The sequence below is a fragment of the Curtobacterium sp. MCBD17_032 genome, assembly GCF_003234855.1.
Lineage (GTDB): Bacteria > Actinomycetota > Actinomycetes > Actinomycetales > Microbacteriaceae > Curtobacterium.
The window spans coordinates 1-20507 of record NZ_QKTO01000003.1 but is presented as its reverse complement, the minus strand read 5'-3'; the positions used below and the strand labels follow the sequence as shown (position 1 = coordinate 20507).

The window sequence follows — 20507 nt, the reverse complement described above, 5'->3', positions numbered from 1 at the left end:
CCGGCGGGTGCCGGACCCGTGTCCACGTCCCGGGTCAGGCCCGGTCGTCGCCGTCCGTGTCGCCGGCGGACCGTCGCACCTGCGCGGCCGGGTCGCGCCCGGTGATCGGGTACGGGCCGGTGACGCCCTGTCGGAGCGAGGCGATCCGCAGGATCCGGTCGCGCTGCAGGAACCACCCGACGACGAGCAGCGGGATGACGACGACCAGCGAGGCGATCGTGTAGGTCCCGACCGGGTAGTCGATCGCCATGAGGACGATCACCGAGGCGAGGAACGCCAGCGTCAGCCAGCTCGTGACCGGTGCGCCCGGCAGCCGGAACGTCGGTTCCTTCGCCAGGCCCTGCTTCGCCCACTGCCGGAGCTTCATCTGGCAGAGGATGATCGTGCCCCAGGCCGTGATGATCCCGAGGCTCGCGATGTTCAGGGCGATCTCGAACGCCTGGCCGGGCACGAAGTAGTTCAGGACGACACCCGCGACGGTGAACGCCGCGGTGAGCAGGATGCCGGCGTACGGCACACCGCCCTTCGACATCTTCGTGGTCCACTTCGGTGCCGAGCCGTTCATGCCCATCGAGTGCAGGGCTCGACCGGTCGAGTACAGGCCGGCGTTGAGCGACGACAGTGCTGCGGTGAGCACGACGAAGTTCATGACGGACCCGACCACGACCCCGACCTGCGGGTTCCCGATCGACGAGAAGAACGTCACGAAGGGGCTCTCACCCTCCTTGTACGCGGTGTACGGCAGCAGGATCGACAGCAGGACGATCGAGCCGACGTAGAAGACCGCGATGCGGAAGACGACGGAGTTGATGGCGCGCGGGATGACCTTCTCGGTGTCCTGCGTCTCGCCGGACGCAGTGCCGACCAGCTCGATCGCGGCGTACGCGAAGACGACGCCCTGGATGACCAGGACGGCCGGCAGGACGCCGTTCGGCAGCAGTCCGCCGTTGTCGCCCCAGATCGAGAAGCCGGTCCGGACGGTCTCGCCCCCGCTCTCCACCGGGAATGCGAAGACGAGCCAGACGATCGCGACCACCAGGAACGCGACGAGTGCGGCGACCTTGATGAGCGCGAACCAGAACTCGAGCTCGCCGAACACCTTGACGGCCACCATGTTCGCCGCGAGCACGACGACCAGGGCGATGAGCGCCAGCAGCCACTGCGGGGCAGCGGTGAACGCCGACCAGTACTTCAGGTAGACCGCCACGGCCGTGGTGTCGACGATCGAGGTCATCGCCCAGTTGAGGAAGTACATCCACCCGGCGGCGTAGGCGAACTTCTCGCCGTAGAACTCCCGGGCGTACGAGATGAACGACCCGGACGACGGCCGGTGCAGCACGAGCTCACCGAGTGCGCGGAGGATGAAGAACGCGAACACGCCCGCGATCAGGTACGTCACCGCGAGGGCGGGGCCGGCGGTGTGGAGCCGGCCACCGGCGCCGAGGAACAGGCCCGTCCCGATCGCGCCACCGATGGCGATCATCTGCAGTTGCCGGGGCTTCAGGCCGTGCTGGTAGCCCTCCTGCTCGTGCGAGAAGTCGTTCGCCGGAGCGCGGTCGACCCCCGTGTCGTTCTTCGCTGTCATGGCCGACACGCTACCGCCGGAGGTCCGACCCGGCCGACCGCCGGTGCCCGCATGCCACCGGTCCGCGCTCGACGGCCTCCCGGGCGTCCGCTCCCTGGCCGCAGCCTGGACGACCTCCGTGACGGACCCACCACGATGGACGGATGGACATCTTCCTCCGACTCCTCGTCGCGATCGGGATCGCCCTGCTCGTCACGGCCGTCGCTTCGCTCGTCCTGCACCTGGTCTTCCGGGCGCTCGGTCGGCGGGAACGCTGGGCCGCCGCGCTCGCCCGGCGGACGAAGCACCCGACCCGGGCCACCCTGCTCCTCGCCATGCTCTGGACCGCGTTCAGCACGAGCGTCCCGCGGGACGCCGACCGGTTCCCGTGGCGGGACGAGGTGTCGCACGTCTTCCTCATCGCGATGATCGGCGTGGGGTGCTGGTTGGCCTGCGAGCTCGCGATCTTCCTCGAGAGCCTCGGGCTGCACCGGTACCGCGTGGACGTGCCGGACAACCGGGTCGCGCGCCGGGTGCGCACGCAGGTGCTCATCATCCGGCGCCTGACCGTCGCCGTCCTCGTCATCATCGCCGTGGGGGCGATCCTGCTCACGTTCCCCGGCGTCGAGGCCGCCGGCGCGAGCGTCCTGGCGAGCGCCGGTCTCCTGTCGGTGATCGCCGGTCTCGCCGCGCAGACGATGCTCGGCAACGTCTTCGCCGGGATGCAGCTCGCCTTCTCCGGTTCGATCCGGGTCGACGACGTCGTGGTGGTGGAGTCGCAGTGGGGCCGGATCGAGGAGATCACCCTGACCTACGTCGTCGTGCACCTGTGGGACGACCGGCGGTTCGTGCTGCCCTCGACGTACTTCACGAGCACCCCGTTCGAGAACTGGACCCGGACGAGCAGCGAGCTGCTCGGCGCGGTCGAGTTCGACCTCGACTGGCGGGTGAACCCGTCGGAGATGCGCGAGGAGCTCGACCGGATCCTCGAGACGAGCACCATCTGGGACGGCCGCACGAAGGTGCTGCAGGTCACGGACGCCGTCGGGGGACTGGTCCGCGTCCGCATCCTCGTCACCGCGCCGGACGCCGGCGGCCTGTTCGACCTCCGGTGCTACGTCCGTGAGGAGATGGTCGAGTGGATGCAGCGCCGGCACCCCGAGGCGCTCCCGCTGCAGCGCGTCCAGCTCACCGAACCGACGCAGGAGCCCGCGGCACCGCGACGCCCGCGGAGTGAGAACGACTCGCAGCTGTTCGGCGAGGGCGACGAGCGCTCCGCGCTCTTCACCGGACCGATCCAGACCTCCGGCATCCGCGCCGACGACGTCCCGCCCGAGCAGCGGCGCTGACGACCGCCCCACGACGGACGGGAGGCCCGGTACCAGCTGGTACCGGGCCTCCCGTCCGTGGTGGGGTGCGTCAGCGCGCCGCGCGCTGCTTCGCCTTCACCGCACGGTCGTCCTCGACGACCGTGCCGACCGCCACGATCGTGGTCGAGAGCCAGGCCACCCAGGTCAGGGCGAGCCGCCAGTCACGCGGTCCACGCCTGGTCGTCTGCAGCACGCTGTAGCCGCTGATGAGCGAGCCCCACACCGCACCGCTGAACATGAACTTCCGCACGGGTTCCTCCTGTCGTCGTCCGGGCCACGTTACCGGGCAGTACATTGGAGCGCCGCCGGGCGCACAGGGACCTCCGGCCAGCCGAGAAGGAGACGTATCGTGCGCCAAGCCGTCATCGGAGCCGTCCTGCTCGCCGCCGGGGCGGTGTGCGTCGCCCTCGGGCTGCTGCCGCTCCCGGAACTCGCGGCGCTCGCGGAGCGGGTCCTGCCGGTGCTCGGCTTCGTGCTCGGGCTGACGATCGTCTCCGAGCTCGCGGCGGACGCGGGCGTCTTCGACCGGCTCGCCGACCTCGCGGCGCGGGTCGGCGGCGGCCGGACCATCGGTCTGTGGGCGGCGGTCGTCGTGCTCGCTGTGGTCTGCACGGTGTTCCTGTCGATCGACACCACCGCGGTGCTGCTGACGCCGATCGTCATCGCGCTCGCGCGTCGGGTGGGCCTGCCGCCGATGCCGTTCGCCCTCACCACCGTCTGGCTGGCGAACACGGCGTCGCTGCTGCTGCCGGTGTCGAACCTGACGAACCTGCTCGCCGTGGACGGGATCGGGCTCGACGGACCGCTGCCGTTCGCCGGGCTCATGGTGTGGGCGGCGCTCGCCGGGGTCGTCGTGCCGTGCGCGGTGCTGCTCGTGGTGTTCCGTCGCTCGCTGTTCGGGCGCTACACACCGGTCGGGCTCCGGGCCGCGTCGGACCCCGTGTTCTTCTGGGCGGCCTCGGCCGTCCTGGTCGCCCTGGTCGTCGCACTGACCGCCGGGGTGGAGGTCTGGGTCGCCGCCGTCGTCGCGGCACTCGTGCTCATCGGCGTCGCGGCATGGCGGGCCCCGCGGGAGCTCAAGCCGTCCCGCGTCCCGTGGTCGACGCTCGTCTTCGCGGCCGGGCTCTTCGTCGTCGTCGAGACCCTGCACGCCACCGGCGTCACCGACCCGCTCGTGCAGGCCGTCGGCGGCGGCACCGGTACCGGGTCGCTGCTGCTCCTCGGCGGTGCGGGCGCGGTCGCGGCGAACGCCATCGACAACCTGCCCGCCTACCTGGTGCTCGAACCGGCGGCGGGGCACGAGGCCCTGCGGTACGCGGCACTGCTCGTCGGCGTGAACGCGGGGTGTCTCATCACACCGTGGGCCTCGCTCGCGACGCTGCTGTGGCACGCGCGGCTCACGGCCGAGGGCATCCGGCTGTCGTGGGGGCGCTACATCACCCTCGGGTGCGTGGTCGCACCGCTCACCGTCGTCGCGGGCGTGCTGGCGCTGCAGATCTGATCCGTCGTGCCCGGCGCGCTCGCGGTGCCGGCGCTCAGAGCCAGTCGCGGTGCTTGAACGACCGGTAGAGGACCAGCGACGTCACCACGGTGAGCGCGAGCGACGCCCACAGCCCGCTCCACTCGCCCGCGCCGGGGAACTTGACGTTCTGCCCGAAGAAGCTCGTGATGCCGGTCGGGATGGCGATGATCGCCGCCCAACTCGTCACCTTCTTCATGACGGTGTTCTGCCGGTTCGACGCCAGGTTCAGGTTCGTCTCCAGGACGCTGGAGACCGCGTCCCGCTGCTGCTCGACGGTGTCCGCGATCGACACGAGGTGGTCCTCGACGTCCCGGAAGTACGGGCGGACCCCGTCGACGATCGTCTCGGCGTCTCCATGCAGCAGCGACCCGACGCTGTCCCGGGTGGGGACGACGAGCCGGCGCAGCACACCGAGCGCCTTCCGGAGCCGGAACGAGCGCCGCTGGATCTGCTGCTCGCGCGGGTCACCGTTCTCGAACAGGTCGTCCTCGAGCGCGTCGATGTCCCGCTCGATCGTCTCGAGGACGCTCGTGGCATGGTCGACGACCGTGTCGAGCAGGCCCCACAGCAGCCACGGGACCCCGTGGTCGGCGAGGTCGCTGTTGGCGTCCCACCGGCGCTGGACCGCGGAGGTGTCGAAGTCGGCGCCGTGGATCGTCACGAGCGCGTGGGAGGTGACGAACGCCTTCACCTCGTGCGTGACGAGCTCGCCGTCCGCGCCCGGCCCGTGCGTGTCGTAGACGACGAGGAACAGGCTGTCGCGGTACCGGTCGAGCTTCGGACGCTGTCCGCCCTCCACGGCGTCCTCGACCGCGAGGGCGTGGATGCCGAGCTCGCCCTCGACCTGCTCGAGGTCGGCCGGTGTCGGATCCGTGAAGTCGACCCAGACGAAGGCGCCGTCGCGGGCGACCAGTTCCGACACGTGTCCGACCGGGAAGTCCTGCTCCGCCGGCGACCCGTCCTGCCAGCAGCGCGTGCTCACCATGGGGCGAGCCTAGCGAGGCGGTCCGGTGGCACCCGACGGTCTGGGCGCTCCGGTGCCCGTCCGTGAACGTCCCCTCAGCCCGGTCGACCGGTCGCTGGTAGTTTCGGGTCGACGCCCCGGCAGGCCGCCGGGCAGGAACGGAGCACCCGCCACCCATGCCCGCAGACCGCACGGACAGCACCCGGTACGCATTCATCGTCGCCTCGAACCGACTGCCCGTCGACCGGGTGGTCGAGGAGGACGGCACGGAGGGCTGGCGGCACTCTCCCGGCGGCCTGGTCACGGCGCTCGAGCCGGTGATGCGCCAGAACGACGGGGCGTGGGTGGGCTGGGTCGGGCAGCCCGACGTCACGGTCGACCCGTTCGACAACGAGGGCATCCACATCGTGCCGGTCCCGCTCAGCGCCGACGACGTGCAGGAGTACTACGAGGGCTTCAGCAACGACACACTGTGGCCCCTCTACCACGACGTCATCGAGCACCCGAGCTACCACCGCGACTGGTGGAACGCGTACAAGCGCGTGAACCAGCGCTTCGCGGAGCAGATCGCCGAGATCGCCGAGCAGGACGGCATCGTCTGGGTGCAGGACTACCAGCTGCAGCTCGTGCCGGCACTCCTGCGCACCCTCCGCCCGGACCTGACGATCGGGTTCTTCAACCACATCCCGTTCCCGCCGGTCGGCATCTACGCCCAGCTGCCCTGGCGCGCGCAGATCCTGGACGGTCTGCTCGGTGCGGACGTCATCGGGTTCCAGCGCCAGGACGACGCGAGCGACTTCCTCCGTGCCGTCCGGCACATCAAGGGCTACACGACGAAGGGCTCGGTCGTCGACGTCCCGGTCGACGACCCGCAGGCGCCACGCAGCCGCAAGGGCGTGACCGTGCGCCACGTCGAGGCGCGGCACTTCCCGATCTCGATCGACGCCGAGAGCTTCGAGGAGATCGCCCGCCGCCCCGAGGTACAGCAGCGTGCGAAGGAGATCCGAGACGGCCTCGGGAACCCGAAGACCGTGCTGCTCGGGGTCGACCGTCTCGACTACACGAAGGGCATCCGGCACCGCATCAAGGCGTTCGGCGAGCTCGTCGAGGACGGACGCCTGGCGGTGGAGGACGCGGCGCTCATCCAGGTCGCCAGCCCGAGCCGTGAGCGCGTGGACACCTACCGGATGCTCCGTGACGAGATCGAGCTCACGGTCGGGCGCATCAACGGCGACCTCGGCGTCATCGGCCACCAGCCGATCTCCTACCTGCACCACGGCTACCCCCGCGAGGAGATGGTGGCGCTCTACCTCGCAGCCGACATCATGCTCGTCACGGCGCTCCGGGACGGCATGAACCTCGTCGCGAAGGAGTACGTCGCGAGCCGGTTCGACAACGACGGCGTGCTCATCCTGTCCGAGTTCGCCGGTGCCGCCGACGAGCTCAAGCAGGCCGTCATCGTCAACCCGCACGACATCGGGGCGCTGAAGGACTCGATCCAGCGCGCGATCGAGATGCCACGTCGCGAGCGGTCCACACGCATGCGGGCGCTCCGCAAGCGCGTGCGCGACAACGACGTGGCGCGGTGGTCCCGCTCCTTCCTGGAAGCGCTCGACCGTCACGCGCCGAAGAGCGCCCAGATCGACCCGGCGGCCGACCAGGGCGAGCCGCACCGCGAGGCACCGACCGACGGCACGTCGATCTTCGACCAGGACGCCCAGACGGCGCGTGCCGCGGAGGACACCCGGGAGGACCGTGATGCCTGACCAGACGACGGGGACCGGTCTCGCCCCGGCGCTCGAGACGCTCGCGGCCGCGCCGCGACTGCTCGTGGCGCTCGACTTCGACGGGACACTCGCGCCCTTCGCCGACGACCCCGCGCAGGTGGGTGCGCTGCCCGGCAGCTGGGCCGCCGTCCTCACCCTGCAGCGTGCACGGGACACGGAGGTCGTGCTCGTGTCCGGACGACCGCTCGGAAGTCTGGCGGCGGTGTCCCATGCGCCGGAGGGCATGGCCCTGATCGGCTCGCACGGCGTGGAGTGGCGGGTCGACGGCCACGACGAAGCCGCTCTGACCGAGGACGAGACCGCGCGGGTCGCCCGGATCGGCGCGGTGCTCGACGCGGTCGGTGCCCGGCACCCCGGCGTCGTGGTCGAGCACAAGCCGGCCGGGCACGCCGTGCACACCCGGCGGGTGAGCGCGGAGGAGGCCGCCGCGACGAACGCCGAGGCGAGCCGCGCGGCGCACGACGCCGACCCCGGCGTGCTCGAGCGCGGGGGCAAGGACATCCTCGAGTTCGCGGTCCGGCACGTCACGAAGGGTGACGCGATCGACCGCCTCCGGGAACTCCACGGAGCGGACGGGGTGTTCTTCGCCGGCGACGACGTCACCGACGAGGACGGCTTCCGGGTGCTCCGCGACGGCGACGTCGGCGTGAAGGTGGGGGAGGGGGACACCCTGGCCGCCCACCGTGTCGCCGACCCGGCAGCCCTGACCGACGTGCTCAAGCAGCTCGGACGACTCCGGGCCACGCGCTGACCGAGGGGCGCAACACGATGCAGACGCATGGTGTTGCGCCACTGGTATCCCAAACGGTCCTAGACTCTGGACATGCCTGACATCGACGTGAAGCCGCGCAGCAGGGTCGTCACCGACGGGATCGAAGCAACCACTTCGCGTGGCATGCTGCGGGCCGTCGGGATGGGCGACGAGGACTGGGAGAAGCCGCAGATCGGCATCGCCTCGTCCTGGAACGAGATCACTCCCTGCAACCTCTCCCTCGACCGGCTCGCCCAGGGCGCCAAGGAAGGCGTGCACGGCGGGGGCGGCTACCCGCTGCAGTTCGGCACCATCTCGGTGTCCGACGGCATCTCGATGGGCCACGAGGGCATGCACTTCTCGCTCGTCTCGCGCGAGGTCATCGCAGACAGCGTCGAGACGGTCGTCAGCGCGGAGCGCCTGGACGGCACCGTCCTGCTCGCCGGCTGCGACAAGTCCCTGCCGGGCATGCTCATGGCCGCCGCGCGCCTCGACCTGGCGAGCGTGTTCCTGTACGCCGGGTCGGTCATGCCGGGCTACGTCAAGCAGGCCGACGGGTCGATGAAGGAAGTCACGATCATCGACTCCTTCGAGGGCGTCGGCGCGTGCAAGGCCGGCACCATGACCGAGGCCGAGCTGAAGGAGATCGAGTGCGCGATCGTCCCCGGCGAGGGCGCCTGCGGTGGCATGTACACCGCGAACACCATGGCGAGCCTGGCCGAGGCGCTCGGCATGTCGCTGCCCGGGTCCGCCGCGCCGCCGAGCGCGGACCGTCGTCGCGACTACTACGCGCACCGATCCGGTGAGGCCGTCGTGAACATGCTGCGCCTGGGCCTGACCGCCCGCGACATCCTGACGCGCGAGGCCTTCGAGAACGCCATCACCGTGCTCATGGCCCTCGGCGGGTCGACGAACGCCGTGCTGCACCTGCTCGCGATCGCCCACGAGGCCGAGGTCGAGCTCACCCTCGACGACTTCAACCGCATCGGCTCGAAGGTCCCGCACCTCGCCGACATGAAGCCCTTCGGCAAGTACGTGATGGTCGACGTCGACCGCAACGGCGGCATCCCGGTGATCATGAAGGCCCTGCTCGAGGCCGGTCTGCTGCACGGCGACTGCATGACCGTCACGGGCAAGACCGTCGGCGAGAACCTGGCGGCGATCGACCCGCCCGAGCTCGACGGCGAGGTCTTCCGGAAGATCGACAACCCGATCCACGCGACCGGTGGCCTGACGATCCTGCAGGGCTCGTTCGCGCCGGAGGGTGCCGTCGTCAAGACGGCCGGCTTCGACGCCTCGGTGTTCGAGGGGCCCGCGCGGGTGTTCGACCGCGAGCGTGCCGCCATGGACGCCCTCACCGAGGGCCGCATCCAGAAGGGCGACGTCGTGGTCATCCGCTACGAGGGCCCCAAGGGCGGACCGGGCATGCGCGAGATGCTGGCCATCACGGCGGCCATCAAGGGCGCAGGCCTCGGCAAGGATGTACTACTCTTGACGGACGGTCGATTCTCAGGCGGCACAACCGGCCTCTGCATCGGCCACATCGCACCGGAAGCCGTGGACGCAGGTCCAGTGGCATTCGTGCGCGATGGCGACCGCATCCGTGTCGACATCGCGGCTCGCTCGCTCGACCTACTGGTCGACGACGCCGAGCTGGAATCCCGCCGAGCAGGCTGGGAACCGTTGCCCCCGCGCTACACCCGCGGAGTCCTCGCGAAGTACGCCAAGCTCGTCCAGTCCGCCGCCCTCGGCGCGGTCACGGGCTGACGTCGACACCCCGACACATCGCCATCCCTCCAGGCAAGGAACCGTTCATGCCCACGGAAGCCACACCGCTGTCCGCTGCCGGAGCACGTCGCTCACCAGAGGTCCTGACCGGCTCGGGAGCCGTCCTCCGGACGCTCGAGCACCTCGGGATCACCGACGTCTTCGGCCTGCCCGGCGGCGCCATCATCCCGTTCTACGACGAGCTCATGGCGTCGACGACCATCCGCCACATCCTGGTCCGGCACGAGCAGGGCGCCGGCCACGCCGCCGAGGGCTACGCGTCCTCGTCCGGCAAGGTCGGCGTCGCGATCGCGACGTCCGGCCCCGGTGCGACGAACCTCGTCACCGCGATCGCCGACGCCTACATGGACTCCGTGCCGTTCATCGCGATCACCGGGCAGGTCTTCTCGACCCTGATGGGGACGGACGCCTTCCAGGAAGCCGACATCGTCGGGATCACGATGCCGATCACGAAGCACTCGTTCCTCGTCACGAAGCCCGAGGACATCCCCGCCACGATCGCCGCCGCGCACCAGATCGCGACGACCGGTCGGCCCGGCCCGGTGCTCGTGGACATCACCAAGGACGCGCAGCAGATGTCGGCGCCGTACGTCTGGCCGCCGAAGATCGACCTGCCGGGCTACCGTCCGGTGACCAAGGCACACGGCAAGCAGATCACCGCCGCCGCGCAGCTGCTCGCCGAGTCGAGCCGCCCGGTCCTGTACGTCGGCGGCGGCGTCATCCGTGCCGGTGCCTCCCCGGAACTCCTGCGCTTCGCCGAGGCGACGGGCGCGCCGGTGGTCACGACGCTCATGGCGCGCGGAGCGTTCCCGGACTCGCACCCGCAGCACCTCGGCATGCCGGGCATGCACGGCACCGTGCCCGCGGTCCTCGGGCTCCAGGAGAGCGACCTCATCATCGCGCTCGGCGCCCGCTTCGACGACCGCGTGACCGGGAAGGCCGACGAGTTCGCCCCGGACGCCAAGGTCGTGCACGTCGACATCGACCCGGCCGAGATCTCGAAGATCCGCTTCGCCGACGTGCCGATCGTCGGGGACGCGAAGGTCGTGCTGGCGGACCTGCTCGAGGCGTGGGCCGCCGTCGACCAGTCCGAGCGGGCCTCCACGGCCGACTGGTGGGCGCACCTCGACAAGATCCGCGCAGACTTCCCGCTCGGGTACGTCGAGCCGCAGGACGGCCTCATCGCGCCGCAGCACGTCATCCGCCGCATCGGCGAGATGACCGGACCGGAGGGCGTGTTCGCCTCCGGTGTCGGGCAGCACCAGATGTGGTCGGCACAGTTCATCCAGTACGAGCGCCCGAACGCGTGGCTCAACTCCGGCGGCGCCGGCACGATGGGCTACTCCGTCCCGGCCGCGATGGGCGCCAAGGTCGCCCAGCCGGACCGCGTGGTGTGGGCGATCGACGGTGACGGCTGCTTCCAGATGACGAACCAGGAGCTCGCGACCTGCGTCATCAACGACATCCCGATCAAGGTCGCGGTGATCAACAACTCGTCGCTCGGCATGGTGCGGCAGTGGCAGACGCTGTTCTACGACGGCCGTCACTCGTTCACCGACCTGCAGACCGGGCACGGCACCCGCCGTGTGCCGGACTTCGTGAAGCTCGCGGACGCCTACGGAGCACTCGGCATCCGGGTGGAGCGGCCCGAGGACATCGACGCCGCGATCCAGCTCGCGCTCGACACCAACGACCGCCCGGTCGTCATCGACTTCGTGGTCAGCCGCGACTCGATGGTCTGGCCGATGGTCCCGCAGGGTGTGGGCAACTCCTCCATCCAGTACGCCCGCGAACTCGCGCCCACCTGGGACGACGAGGACGCCGACATGACGGGGGAGCCCGCATGAGCCACGTCCTGTCCCTCCTTGTCGAGGACAAGCCGGGTCTGCTGACCCGTGTCGCCGGGCTGTTCGCCCGACGCGGCTTCAACATCGAGTCGCTCGCCGTCGGCAGCACCGAGGTGGACGGCCTGAGCCGCATCACCGTGGTGGTGGACGTCGAGGACCTGCCGCTCGAGCAGGTGACGAAGCAGCTCAACAAGCTCGTCAACGTCATCAAGATCGTGGAGCTCGACTTCCCCCAGTCGGTGCAGCGCGAACACATGCTCGTGAAGGTGCGTGTCGACAACCAGACCCGGTCCGCGGTGCTCGACGCCGTGACGCTGTTCCGGGCGCAGGTCGTCGACGTCGCCACCGACTCGCTCGTCGTCGAGGTGACCGGTGACCCCGGCAAGATCCAGGCGATCCTGCGCGTCCTCGAGCCCTACGGCATCAAGGAGCTGGCCCGCGCCGGACTCCTGGGCATGGGCCGCGGACCGAAGAGCATCACCGACCGGGTGCGCTGAGCACCGGTCAGCCAGAGACCACCGAACCAAGGAGATCACGCACCGTGACTGACATCGTGTACGACGCCGACGCCGACCTCAGCCTCATCCAGGGCAAGAAGGTCGCGGTCATCGGCTACGGGTCGCAGGGCCACGCCCACGCCCTCAACCTCCGCGACTCCGGCGTCGAGGTCAAGATCGGCCTCAAGGAGGGCTCGAAGAGCCGCCAGAAGGCCGAAGAGGCCGGCTTCGAGGTGCTGACCCCGGCCGACGCCACCGCGTGGGCCGACGTCGTCGTCATCCTCACCCCGGACCAGGTGCAGCGGATCGTCTACAAGGACGACATCGCCCCGAACCTCAAGCAGGGTGCGACGCTCGTCTTCGGTCACGGCTTCAACATCCGCTACGGCTACATCGAGGCGCCGGAGGGCGTGGACGTCTCGCTCGTCGCGCCGAAGGGCCCGGGCCACACCGTCCGCCGCGAGTACGAGGCCGGCCGTGGTGTTCCGGTCATCGTCGCGGTCGAGGTCGACGCGTCCGGCAGCGCCTGGGACCTCGCCTGGTCCTACTCGAAGGCCATCGGCGGTCTGCGCTCCGGCGGCATCAAGACCACGTTCACCGAGGAGACCGAGACCGACCTGTTCGGTGAGCAGGCCGTCCTCTGCGGTGGCACGTCGCAGCTCATCCAGTACGGCTTCGAGACCCTGGTCGAGGCGGGCTACCAGCCGCAGATCGCCTACTTCGAGGTGCTGCACGAGCTCAAGCTCATCGTCGACCTCATCTGGGAGGGCGGTCTCACCAAGCAGCGCTGGTCGATCTCCGACACCGCCGAGTTCGGTGACTACGTCTCCGGCCCGCGCGTGATCTCGCCCGAGGTCAAGGAGAACATGAAGGCCGTGCTCGCCGACATCCAGGACGGCACCTTCGCGAAGCGCTTCATCGAGGACCAGGACGCCGGCGCGCCGGAGTTCACGGCCCTCCGCGAGAAGGGCGAGGGCCACCCCGTCGAGGCGACCGGCCGCGAGCTCCGCAAGCTGTTCGCGTGGAAGCAGGCCGACTCCGACTACGTCGACGGTTCGGCCGCGCGGTAGTCTGCCTGAGACAAGCTCGACCCGCGAGGCGGCGGTGCAGTGCACCGCCGCCTCTCGATGTGACCCGGACACGATGCAGCAGCTCCTCCAGTACCCCGACGCCGCCCGACGTCGACGCAACGCGATGACGCACGCCGTCGTGCCCGCAGCGTGGCGCGGCCCGTCCGCCCGACGTGGGATGATCGTCGGATGGCGGTGACGAGACGAGCGGTCCACATCGGCGCCGGCAAGATCGGGCGCGGGTTCGTGGGCCAGTTCCTCGTGGCGAGCGGCTACGACCTCACGTTCGTCGACGTCGACGAGCGCGTCGTCGCGGCGCTCAACGAAGCCGGGCGGTTCGTCGTGCACGAGGTCGGTGAGATGCCGGTCGAGCACACGGTCGCCGGGTTCCGTGCCCTGAACAGCAAGACGGACCGCGACCGCGTCGTCCGTGCCATCGCCGAGGCCGACGTCGTCACCACGGCCGTGGGCGCCCGCACGCTGCCCCTCGTCGCCCCGCTCATCGCGGAGGGCCTGGCGGCCCGTCCCCTCGACCGTGGCGAGGTCACGATCGTCGCGTGCGAGAACGCGTTCAACGCCACCGACTCACTGCACGCGAGCATCCGTCGTGCCCCGATCCTCGAAGACCGCGACATCGCCGCGGTCTTCGCGAACTGCGCGATCGACCGCATCGTGCCGGACCAGTCCGGCGTGCTCGGCCAGTCCGGCGGGCTCGACGTCGTGCTCGAACCGTTCTACGAGTGGGTCATCGAGCGCACGCCCTTCGCCGGCACCGACGCCGAGCACCCCGTCATCGACGGCGTGACCTGGGTGGACGACCTGCAGCCGTTCGTCGAGCGCAAGCTGTACACCGTCAACACCGCGCATGCGACCGCCGCTTACCACGGCTGGGTCCGCGGCATCCGCCTGATCCGGGAGGCCCTCCAGGACCCCGCCGTGCGGGCGGAGGTCGACGGGGTGCTCGCGGAGACGACCGCACTGCTCGTCGCGAAGCACGGCTTCGACCCGGAGGAGCACGCCCGGTACGTCGCGGCGAACCTGACGCGGATCGCCAACCCGCTCCTCCCGGACACGACGCTGCGCGTCGGTCGGAACCCGCTCCGCAAGCTCGGCCGCCGCGAGCGGTTCATCGGCCCGGCCGCGCAGCTCGCCGAGCGGGGCCTCCCGGTCGACCACCTGCTCGGCGCCGTCCGCGTCGCGCTCGAGTTCGACGACCAGGACGACCCCGAGTCGTACGAGCTCCATGCGCTGCTCCGATCCGGCGCGACGGCGCACGCCCTCACCGAGATCCTCACCGGGCTCATGGAGGGGCACCCGCTGTTCCCGGCCGTCCGCGACGTCGTGGCCGGTGTCCTCGAGACCCAGCCAGCCCAGGCATGAGCGGCGACCCTCGTAGACTCGACGGCATGACGGAGGCACGGGAACCCGACGACGACGACGCCCTGTCGTGGGGTGACGCCGATGACGCGACGCACGTGGACGCCGCGCACAACCCGATCGCCGTCAAGGAGCGCGACGACCGCGACCCCGACGCCCCGGAGACCTCCGGCGCCCTGATCGGGTTCGGCGTCTTCGGCGGGCTGTACCTGCTCTACACCGTGGCCTGGCTGCTCACCGCGTCGACCACCTACGTCTCGGGCGTCGACGCCGTCCTGAGCGGCTACGTCGAGGTCCTGCGGTTCCTGTCGATCGTCGCACCGGCGCTCTGGTTCGCGGTGGTGCTCTGGGCGGCCCGCACGCGGCGCACCCGCACGCGACTGCTCTGGATGCTCCTCGGCGCGGTGCTGCTCTTCCCGTGGCCGTTCCTCATGACGCGGAGCTTCGGGTGACCGCGGTCGGTGGCGGTGTGGACCGCGCGGCTCGCCCACACGGACAGCTCCTCGGTCGGATCGTGATCTGGGTGGTCTTCGCGGTGCTCCTCGCCTACATGACCGTGCAGAGCGTCGGGAACCTCGTGACGGTGTCACGCTCGGTCCAGGAGTTCAACGCGTTCATCGCGAGCTCCTCCGGTGGCGACTCGCTGCGACGCGCCGTGCCGTGGGTCTGGCTCGTCCTGGACATCGCGATCGCACCCGTGGCCTTCGCCGTCGCCCTGTGGGTCACCCGCCGGTCGTCGCTGGCCGTGACGGCGGCGGTGTTCCTGCTCGCCTTCGCGGCTGCCGGGGCGATCTGGCTCGACCTGCAGCTCTTCGTGCCGCGCCTGCTCGACTTCTGAGGCGGACGCCGGCCGTGCGGTCGGGAAGACCCCCGAGCGCGTCGTAACGACCCGGTCGCGTCGGTAGGGTGGTGGTACACCACCCGTCTCGTGTGAGGAACAGCAGTCGTGTCGAAGCCGGTCGTCCTGATCGCCGAAGAACTCTCGCCCGCCACCGTCGACGCCCTCGGGCCCGACTTCGAGATCAGGAACGTCGACGGTACCGACCGTCCGGCCCTGCTCTCCGCACTGTCCGACGCGCACGCGATCCTCGTCCGGTCCGCGACGAAGGTCGACGCCGAGGCGATCGCCGCCGCACCGCAGCTGCAGGTGATCGCGCGGGCCGGTGTCGGCCTCGACAACGTGGACATCAAGGCGGCCACGACCGCGGGCGTCATGGTGGTGAACGCGCCGACGTCGAACATCATCTCCGCCGCCGAGCTGACCGTCGGGCACATCCTGTCCCTCGCCCGGCACATCCCCGCGGCGCACGCGTCGTTGGCAGCCGGCGCGTGGAAGCGGTCGTCCTACACGGGCGTCGAGCTGTACGAGAAGACCGTCGGCATCATCGGGCTCGGCCGGATCGGTGCGCTCATCACGCAGCGCCTGCAGGCCTTCGGCGTCTCGGTCATCGCGTTCGACCCGTACGTCACGACCGCTCGCGCACAGCAGCTCGGGGTCGAGCTCGTGTCCCTCGAGGACCTGCTCCGCCGCGCGGACTTCACCACGATCCACATGCCGAAGACGCCGGAGACGGTCGGCATGATCTCCGACGACCAGTTCGCCCTCATGAAGCCCACCGCGTTCGTCGTGAACGTGGCCCGCGGCGGTCTCATCGACGAGGACGCGCTGCACCGTGCGCTCACCTCGAACACGATCGCCGGCGCCGGTCTCGACGTCTTCGTGTCCGAGCCGCCGAAGGACTCGCCGCTCGTGTCGCTGCCGAACGTCGTCGTGACCCCGCACCTCGGGGCCTCCACCGACGAAGCGCAGGAGAAGGCCGGTGTCGCCGTCGCGAAGTCGGTCCGCCTGGCCCTCGGCGGCGAGCTCGTGCCCGATGCGGTCAACGTCGCCGGTGGCGTCATCGACCCCTACGTCCGGCCCGGCATCCCGCTCGTCGAGAAGCTCGGCCAGGTGTTCACCGCGATGGCGACCTCCCCGGTCACGAGCATCGACGTGGAGGTGCACGGGGAGCTCGCCGACTACGACGTGAGCGTGCTGAAGCTCGCCGCGCTCAAGGGCGTGTTCACCGACGTCGTCAGCGACCAGGTGTCCTACGTCAACGCCCCGCTCATCGCCGAACAACGTGGCGTCACGGTCCGGCTCATCACCGACGGTGACAGCCCGGAGTACCGCAACCTGCTCACCATCCGCGGAGCGCAGTCCGACGGGCCGGCGATCAGCGTCTCCGGCACGCTGACCGGCCCGAAGCAGGTCGAGAAGCTCGTCGAGATCAACGGCTACGACGTCGAGGTCGCCCTCGACAAGCACCACGTGGTGATGGCGTACACGGACCGTCCGGGCATCGTCGCGGTGTACGGCAAGGAGTTCGGCGACGCGGGCATCAACATCGCCGCGATGCAGATCGCGCGGCAGTCCGCCGGTGGGGAAGCGCTCAGCGTGCTGACCGTCGACTCGCCGGTGCCGGACGAGGTGCTCGAGCACGTCCGTTCGACGATCGACGCGGCATCGCTCCGCGAGATCGACATCACGCTCTAGGAGACCCATGTCGCAGACGCTCAAGCTGGCGGTCATCCGCGGGGACGGCATCGGTCCCGAGGTCGTCGACGAGGCGCTCAAGGTCCTGCACGCCGTGGTCGGTACCGAGCTCGACGTACAGGAGACGCCGTTCTCGCTCGGCGCGACCCGGTTCCTCGAGACCGGGGACATCCTCACCGAGGACGACATGGCGGCGGTCGCCGAGCACGACGCGATCCTCCTCGGTGCCGTCGGCGGCGACCCGCGCGACCCGCGGCTCGCCGGTGGGATCATCGAGCGCGGGCTGCTCCTGAAGCTGCGGTTCGCCTTCGACCACTACGTCAACCTCCGCCCGACGACGGTGCACGACGGAATCGCCTCCCCGCTCGCCGCGCCCGGCGACGTGGACTTCGTCGTCGTCCGCGAGGGCACCGAGGGACCGTACGTCGGCAACGGTGGTGCCATCCGCGTCGGCACCCCGCACGAGATCGCCACCGAGGTCTCGCTCAACACCGCGCACGGGGTGGAGCGGGTGGTGCGGTACGCGTTCGACCTGGCGTCACGGCGTCCGCGGCAGCACCTGACCCTCGTGCACAAGAGCAACGTCCTCGTCCACGCCGGGTCGCTCTGGCAGCGGACCGTGGCGGCGGTCGGGCAGGAGTACCCGGACGTCACGGTCGACTACCAGCACGTCGACGCCGTCATGATCCACATGGTGCGGGAGCCCTCGCGGTTCGACGTCATCGTGACGGACAACCTCTTCGGCGACATCATCACGGACCTCGCCGGCGCGATCAGCGGCGGCATCGGTCTCGCTGCCTCGGGGAACATCAACCCGGACGGCACCTTCCCGAGCATGTTCGAGCCGGTCCACGGATCGGCTCCGGACATCGCCGGTCAGCAGCTGGCCGACCCCACTGCCGCCGTCCTGTCCGTCGCCCTCCTGCTCGACCACATCGGCCGGCCGGACCTCGCGGCAGCGGTGACGCAGGCGGTCGAGGCCGACCTCGCCGACCGGGGCACCACACGGCGGTCGACGGCCGAGATCGGTGACGCCATCGTCGCCGCGGTCAGCGCACGCACCACCACGGCCTGACAGGAGCCACCCATGAGCAACGACACCAGCGACGGCAGCACCGCCGACCTCGTCCTCGACTTCGCGACCGTCCCGTCCGCGGAGCGCCGAGCGGCGGCGGAGCGCGAGGAGATCCTCGCCGACCCCGGGTTCGGCAAGCACTTCACCGATCACATGGCGTCGGTCGCCTGGACGATCGACGACGGCTGGCACGACGCCTCGGTCCACGCGTACGGACCCCTGTCCCTCGACCCGAGCGCGAGCGTCCTGCACTACGCGCAGGAGATCTTCGAGGGCATGAAGGCCTACCGGCACGCCGACGGCTCGGTGTGGTCGTTCCGCCCGGACGCGAACGCGCGTCGGTTCGCCCGGTCGGCACGGCGGCTCGCGCTCCCGGAGCTGCCCGAGTCGGTGTTCGTCGACTCGGTCCGGCAGCTGGTCCGCGCCGACGAGTCGTGGGTGCCCTCGGCTCCGGAGACGAGCCTGTACCTCCGACCCTTCATGATCGCGACCGAGGCGTTCCTCGGCGTCCGCGCCGCCCACGCGGTCCAGTACCACTGCATCGCGAGCCCGGCGGGGGCGTACTTCACCTCGGGGCCGAAGCCGGTGTCGATCTGGTTGTCCACCCGGTACGCCCGCGCTGCCCGAGGCGGCACCGGTGCGGCGAAGACCGGCGGCAACTACGCGGCCTCCCTGCTCCCGCAGCAGGAGGCGTACGAGCACGGTTGTCAGCAGGTGATGTTCCTCGACTCCGAGAAGGGCGAGTACCTCGAGGAGCTCGGCGGCATGAACGTCGTGCTCGTCCGCTCCGACGGCACGCTCGTCACGCCGGACTCGGACTCCATCCTCGAGGGCATCACGCGAGACTCGATCCTGCAGCTCGCGCTCGACCGCGGCCTCCGCGTGGAACGTCGTCCGGTCGCCCTGAGCGAGTGGCGCGACGGCGTCGCCGACGGCACGATCACCGAGGCGTTCGCCTGCGGGACGGCAGCGGTCGTCACCCCGATCGCCGAACTCCGTGGCGACGGGTTCACGATCGGGTCGCCGACCACCGGTGCCGGCGAACTGACGATGTCGCTGCGTACGGAACTGACGGACATCCAGTACGGTCGCCGTCCCGACCCGCACGGGTGGATGGTCCAACTCACCGAGCCGACGACCACCACCAGTGCTGAGTAGGGTCGACGCGTGAAGATCGCACGGTTCAGCACCGAGGGGGAGGACCCCCGTTACGGCATCCTCGACGAGCGCGCACTGGTGGTGCTCGCCGGCGACCCGATGTACCAGGGCTTCGAGACGACGGGGGAGCGGGTGCCGCTCTCCGACGCGAAGCTGCTCGCCCCGGTCATCCCGCGGTCGAAGGTCATCGGCGTCGGGCTCAACTACGCCGAACACGTCTCGGAGATGGACGAGCGCTCGGCCGACGACCCGGTGGTGTTCCTCAAGCCGAACACCTCGGTCATCGGTCCCGAGGACCCGATCCGTCTGCCCGCCGACATCGGCCGCGTCGACCACGAGGGCGAACTCGCGATCGTGATCGGGTCCCTGGCGAAGAACGTCGCGAAGGAGGACTTCGCCAGCGTCATCCTCGGCTACACGGTCGCGAACGACGTGACCGCCCGGGACCTGCAGGCCCGCGACGGACAGTGGGCCCGCGCCAAGGGCTTCGACACCTTCTGCCCGCTCGGCCCGGTCATCGAGACCGAGATCGACCCGTCGGACATCCGCATCGAGACCCGCGTGGACGGCGACCTCCGTCAGGCGGCCTCGACGAACGAGATGGTGCACGACATCCCGACGCTCATCGAGTTCATCTCGTCGATCTGGACCCTGCTGCCCGGCGACGTCATCCTCACCGGGACGCCGGCGGGTGTCGGCGCCATCCGTGACGGCGAGGTGGTGGAGGTCACGATCTCCGGCATCGGTTCGCTCCGCAACCCGGTGATCGCTCGGCACTGACCGGCGACGCCCGACCGGCCTGGAGGCCCGACACCGGCATGGTGTCGGGCCTCCGTCCGTCCCGGGGCCGGCATCGCGCCTCCTGGCCGCGATCCGCTGTGAGGCGGACGACACGCCCGGGATGGGCCCCGGTTGGCAGGTCCTCGCAGGCTGTGTAGAGTAATCACTCGTTGCCGCTGAGGCGGAGAACGGATCGGCCGAGACGCTGACGGAGCGATGCTCCGGGAGCTGCAGTCTGGCTCCGGTTCTTCCCCGGGCGACGAACCAGCCTCTCTGGCGAAGCATCCTGGTGGTGTGGAGTGGGGAGTGCGTCTGGTCCTTGAGAACTCAACAGCGTGCACATTGTCAATGCCAATTTTATTGACCTCGTGCCTGGTCGGTTTTGCCGGTCGGGTCATGAAGCAATTCCTTTTGGATTGAA

19 protein-coding genes are annotated in these 20507 nt (G+C 70.2%); 16 read left to right on the top strand and 3 right to left on the bottom strand.

The window, feature by feature from the left end; translation table 11 throughout:
* Positions 1 to 34: 34 nt before the first annotated feature.
* Positions 35 to 1585, bottom strand: coding sequence for an amino acid permease (locus DEI91_RS05580; RefSeq protein ID WP_111051354.1), 1551 nt, complete (start codon positions 1583 to 1585; stop codon positions 35 to 37).
* Between the two features lie 143 nt (positions 1586 to 1728).
* On the opposite strand from DEI91_RS05580, the gene DEI91_RS05575 reads away from it, so the two are divergent.
* Positions 1729 to 2913 carry a mechanosensitive ion channel family protein gene (locus tag DEI91_RS05575; RefSeq protein WP_111051353.1) on the top strand — a complete coding sequence of 395 codons (1185 nt, stop codon included), beginning with the start codon at positions 1729 to 1731 and terminating at the stop codon, positions 2911 to 2913.
* A 70-nt stretch (positions 2914 to 2983) separates the two neighbouring features.
* On the opposite strand, the gene DEI91_RS05570 is transcribed toward DEI91_RS05575, so the two are convergent.
* Positions 2984 to 3184, bottom strand: a complete 201-nt coding sequence (locus tag DEI91_RS05570; RefSeq protein WP_110824472.1) for a hypothetical protein — start codon at positions 3182 to 3184, stop codon at positions 2984 to 2986.
* 99 nt (positions 3185 to 3283) lie between these two features.
* Here DEI91_RS05570 and DEI91_RS05565 point away from each other — a divergent pair, with 99 nt between their 5' ends.
* Complete coding sequence (locus DEI91_RS05565) at positions 3284 to 4435, top strand: SLC13 family permease (RefSeq protein ID WP_111051352.1); 1152 nt, start codon at positions 3284 to 3286, stop codon at positions 4433 to 4435.
* A gap of 34 nt (positions 4436 to 4469) precedes the next feature.
* Here the strand turns inward: DEI91_RS05565 and DEI91_RS05560 are convergent, their stop codons facing one another.
* Positions 4470 to 5441 (bottom strand): magnesium transporter CorA family protein, encoded by a 972-nt coding sequence (locus DEI91_RS05560; RefSeq protein WP_111051351.1) that lies wholly within the window; start codon positions 5439 to 5441, stop codon positions 4470 to 4472.
* 155 nt (positions 5442 to 5596) lie between these two features.
* Between DEI91_RS05560 and otsA the strand changes: the two genes are divergently transcribed.
* The 14 genes from otsA (at position 5597) to DEI91_RS05495 (ending at position 20086) form a co-directional block, all read left to right on the top strand.
* Positions 5597 to 7186: an alpha,alpha-trehalose-phosphate synthase (UDP-forming) gene (otsA, locus tag DEI91_RS05555; protein ID WP_111051350.1), complete on the top strand. Its 1590-nt coding sequence runs from the start codon at positions 5597 to 5599 to the stop codon at positions 7184 to 7186.
* A complete protein-coding gene (gene otsB, locus DEI91_RS05550) occupies positions 7179 to 7958 on the top strand; it encodes a trehalose-phosphatase (RefSeq protein WP_111051349.1) in 780 nt (259 codons plus the stop codon). Before otsA ends, otsB begins: the two co-directional genes overlap by 8 nt.
* Positions 7959 to 8030: 72 nt before the next feature.
* Positions 8031 to 9725 carry a dihydroxy-acid dehydratase gene (gene ilvD, locus DEI91_RS05545; protein WP_111051348.1) on the top strand — a complete coding sequence of 565 codons (1695 nt, stop codon included), beginning with the start codon at positions 8031 to 8033 and terminating at the stop codon, positions 9723 to 9725.
* 47 nt (positions 9726 to 9772) lie between these two features.
* Positions 9773 to 11593, top strand: a complete 1821-nt coding sequence (locus tag DEI91_RS05540; RefSeq protein WP_111051347.1) for an acetolactate synthase large subunit — start codon at positions 9773 to 9775, stop codon at positions 11591 to 11593.
* Positions 11590 to 12090 carry an acetolactate synthase small subunit gene (gene ilvN, locus DEI91_RS05535; RefSeq protein ID WP_110824465.1) on the top strand — a complete coding sequence of 167 codons (501 nt, stop codon included), beginning with the start codon at positions 11590 to 11592 and terminating at the stop codon, positions 12088 to 12090. The genes DEI91_RS05540 and ilvN overlap by 4 nt, the downstream gene beginning before the upstream one ends.
* A 44-nt stretch (positions 12091 to 12134) precedes the next feature.
* Positions 12135 to 13160, top strand: a complete 1026-nt coding sequence (gene ilvC / locus DEI91_RS05530; protein WP_111051346.1) for a ketol-acid reductoisomerase — start codon at positions 12135 to 12137, stop codon at positions 13158 to 13160.
* A 73-nt stretch (positions 13161 to 13233) separates the two neighbouring features.
* Positions 13234 to 13359 (top strand): hypothetical protein, encoded by a 126-nt coding sequence (locus DEI91_RS16620; protein WP_258374305.1) that lies wholly within the window; start codon positions 13234 to 13236, stop codon positions 13357 to 13359.
* Complete coding sequence (locus DEI91_RS05525) at positions 13350 to 14540, top strand: mannitol-1-phosphate 5-dehydrogenase (RefSeq protein WP_111051345.1); 1191 nt, start codon at positions 13350 to 13352, stop codon at positions 14538 to 14540. Before DEI91_RS16620 ends, DEI91_RS05525 begins: the two co-directional genes overlap by 10 nt.
* A 26-nt stretch (positions 14541 to 14566) precedes the next feature.
* On the top strand, positions 14567 to 14989 hold the full coding sequence (locus DEI91_RS05520; RefSeq protein WP_111051344.1) for a hypothetical protein: 423 nt from the start codon (positions 14567 to 14569) through the stop codon (positions 14987 to 14989).
* Positions 14986 to 15375, top strand: coding sequence for a hypothetical protein (locus DEI91_RS05515; RefSeq protein WP_111051343.1), 390 nt, complete (start codon positions 14986 to 14988; stop codon positions 15373 to 15375). Before DEI91_RS05520 ends, DEI91_RS05515 begins: the two co-directional genes overlap by 4 nt.
* Positions 15376 to 15483: 108 nt before the next feature.
* Positions 15484 to 17073 (top strand): phosphoglycerate dehydrogenase, encoded by a 1590-nt coding sequence (gene serA / locus DEI91_RS05510; RefSeq protein WP_111051342.1) that lies wholly within the window; start codon positions 15484 to 15486, stop codon positions 17071 to 17073.
* Between the two features lie 7 nt (positions 17074 to 17080).
* Entirely contained in the window at positions 17081 to 18148 is a 1068-nt protein-coding gene (locus DEI91_RS05505) for a 3-isopropylmalate dehydrogenase (RefSeq protein WP_111051341.1), read from the top strand.
* A gap of 12 nt (positions 18149 to 18160) precedes the next feature.
* Positions 18161 to 19306 carry a branched-chain amino acid aminotransferase gene (locus DEI91_RS05500; RefSeq protein WP_111051340.1) on the top strand — a complete coding sequence of 382 codons (1146 nt, stop codon included), beginning with the start codon at positions 18161 to 18163 and terminating at the stop codon, positions 19304 to 19306.
* A gap of 9 nt (positions 19307 to 19315) precedes the next feature.
* The gene (locus DEI91_RS05495; protein ID WP_111051339.1) at positions 19316 to 20086 is read left to right on the top strand and encodes a fumarylacetoacetate hydrolase family protein; all 771 of its coding nucleotides are present in this window, start codon (positions 19316 to 19318) and stop codon (positions 20084 to 20086) included.
* Positions 20087 to 20507 lie beyond the last annotated feature (421 nt).

Excerpts from the sequence above, each read along its gene's own strand:
- otsA (WP_111051350.1), top strand. The coding sequence starts at position 5,597 with ATGCCCGCAGACCGCACGGACAGCACCCGGTACGCATTCATCGTCGCC.
- DEI91_RS05560 (WP_111051351.1), bottom strand. The coding sequence starts at position 5,441 with ATGGTGAGCACGCGCTGCTGGCAGGACGGGTCGCCGGCGGAGCAGGAC.
- DEI91_RS05500 (WP_111051340.1), top strand. The coding sequence starts at position 18,161 with ATGAGCAACGACACCAGCGACGGCAGCACCGCCGACCTCGTCCTCGAC.
- DEI91_RS05575 (WP_111051353.1), top strand. The coding sequence starts at position 1,729 with ATGGACATCTTCCTCCGACTCCTCGTCGCGATCGGGATCGCCCTGCTC.
- DEI91_RS05540 (WP_111051347.1), top strand. The coding sequence starts at position 9,773 with ATGCCCACGGAAGCCACACCGCTGTCCGCTGCCGGAGCACGTCGCTCA.
- DEI91_RS16620 (WP_258374305.1), top strand. The coding sequence starts at position 13,234 with ATGCAGCAGCTCCTCCAGTACCCCGACGCCGCCCGACGTCGACGCAAC.
- DEI91_RS05505 (WP_111051341.1), top strand. The coding sequence starts at position 17,081 with ATGTCGCAGACGCTCAAGCTGGCGGTCATCCGCGGGGACGGCATCGGT.
- ilvD (WP_111051348.1), top strand. The coding sequence starts at position 8,031 with ATGCCTGACATCGACGTGAAGCCGCGCAGCAGGGTCGTCACCGACGGG.
- DEI91_RS05520 (WP_111051344.1), top strand. The coding sequence starts at position 14,567 with ATGACGGAGGCACGGGAACCCGACGACGACGACGCCCTGTCGTGGGGT.
- ilvN (WP_110824465.1), top strand. The coding sequence starts at position 11,590 with ATGAGCCACGTCCTGTCCCTCCTTGTCGAGGACAAGCCGGGTCTGCTG.
- DEI91_RS05580 (WP_111051354.1), bottom strand. The coding sequence starts at position 1,585 with ATGACAGCGAAGAACGACACGGGGGTCGACCGCGCTCCGGCGAACGAC.
- DEI91_RS05525 (WP_111051345.1), top strand. The coding sequence starts at position 13,350 with ATGGCGGTGACGAGACGAGCGGTCCACATCGGCGCCGGCAAGATCGGG.
- otsB (WP_111051349.1), top strand. The coding sequence starts at position 7,179 with ATGCCTGACCAGACGACGGGGACCGGTCTCGCCCCGGCGCTCGAGACG.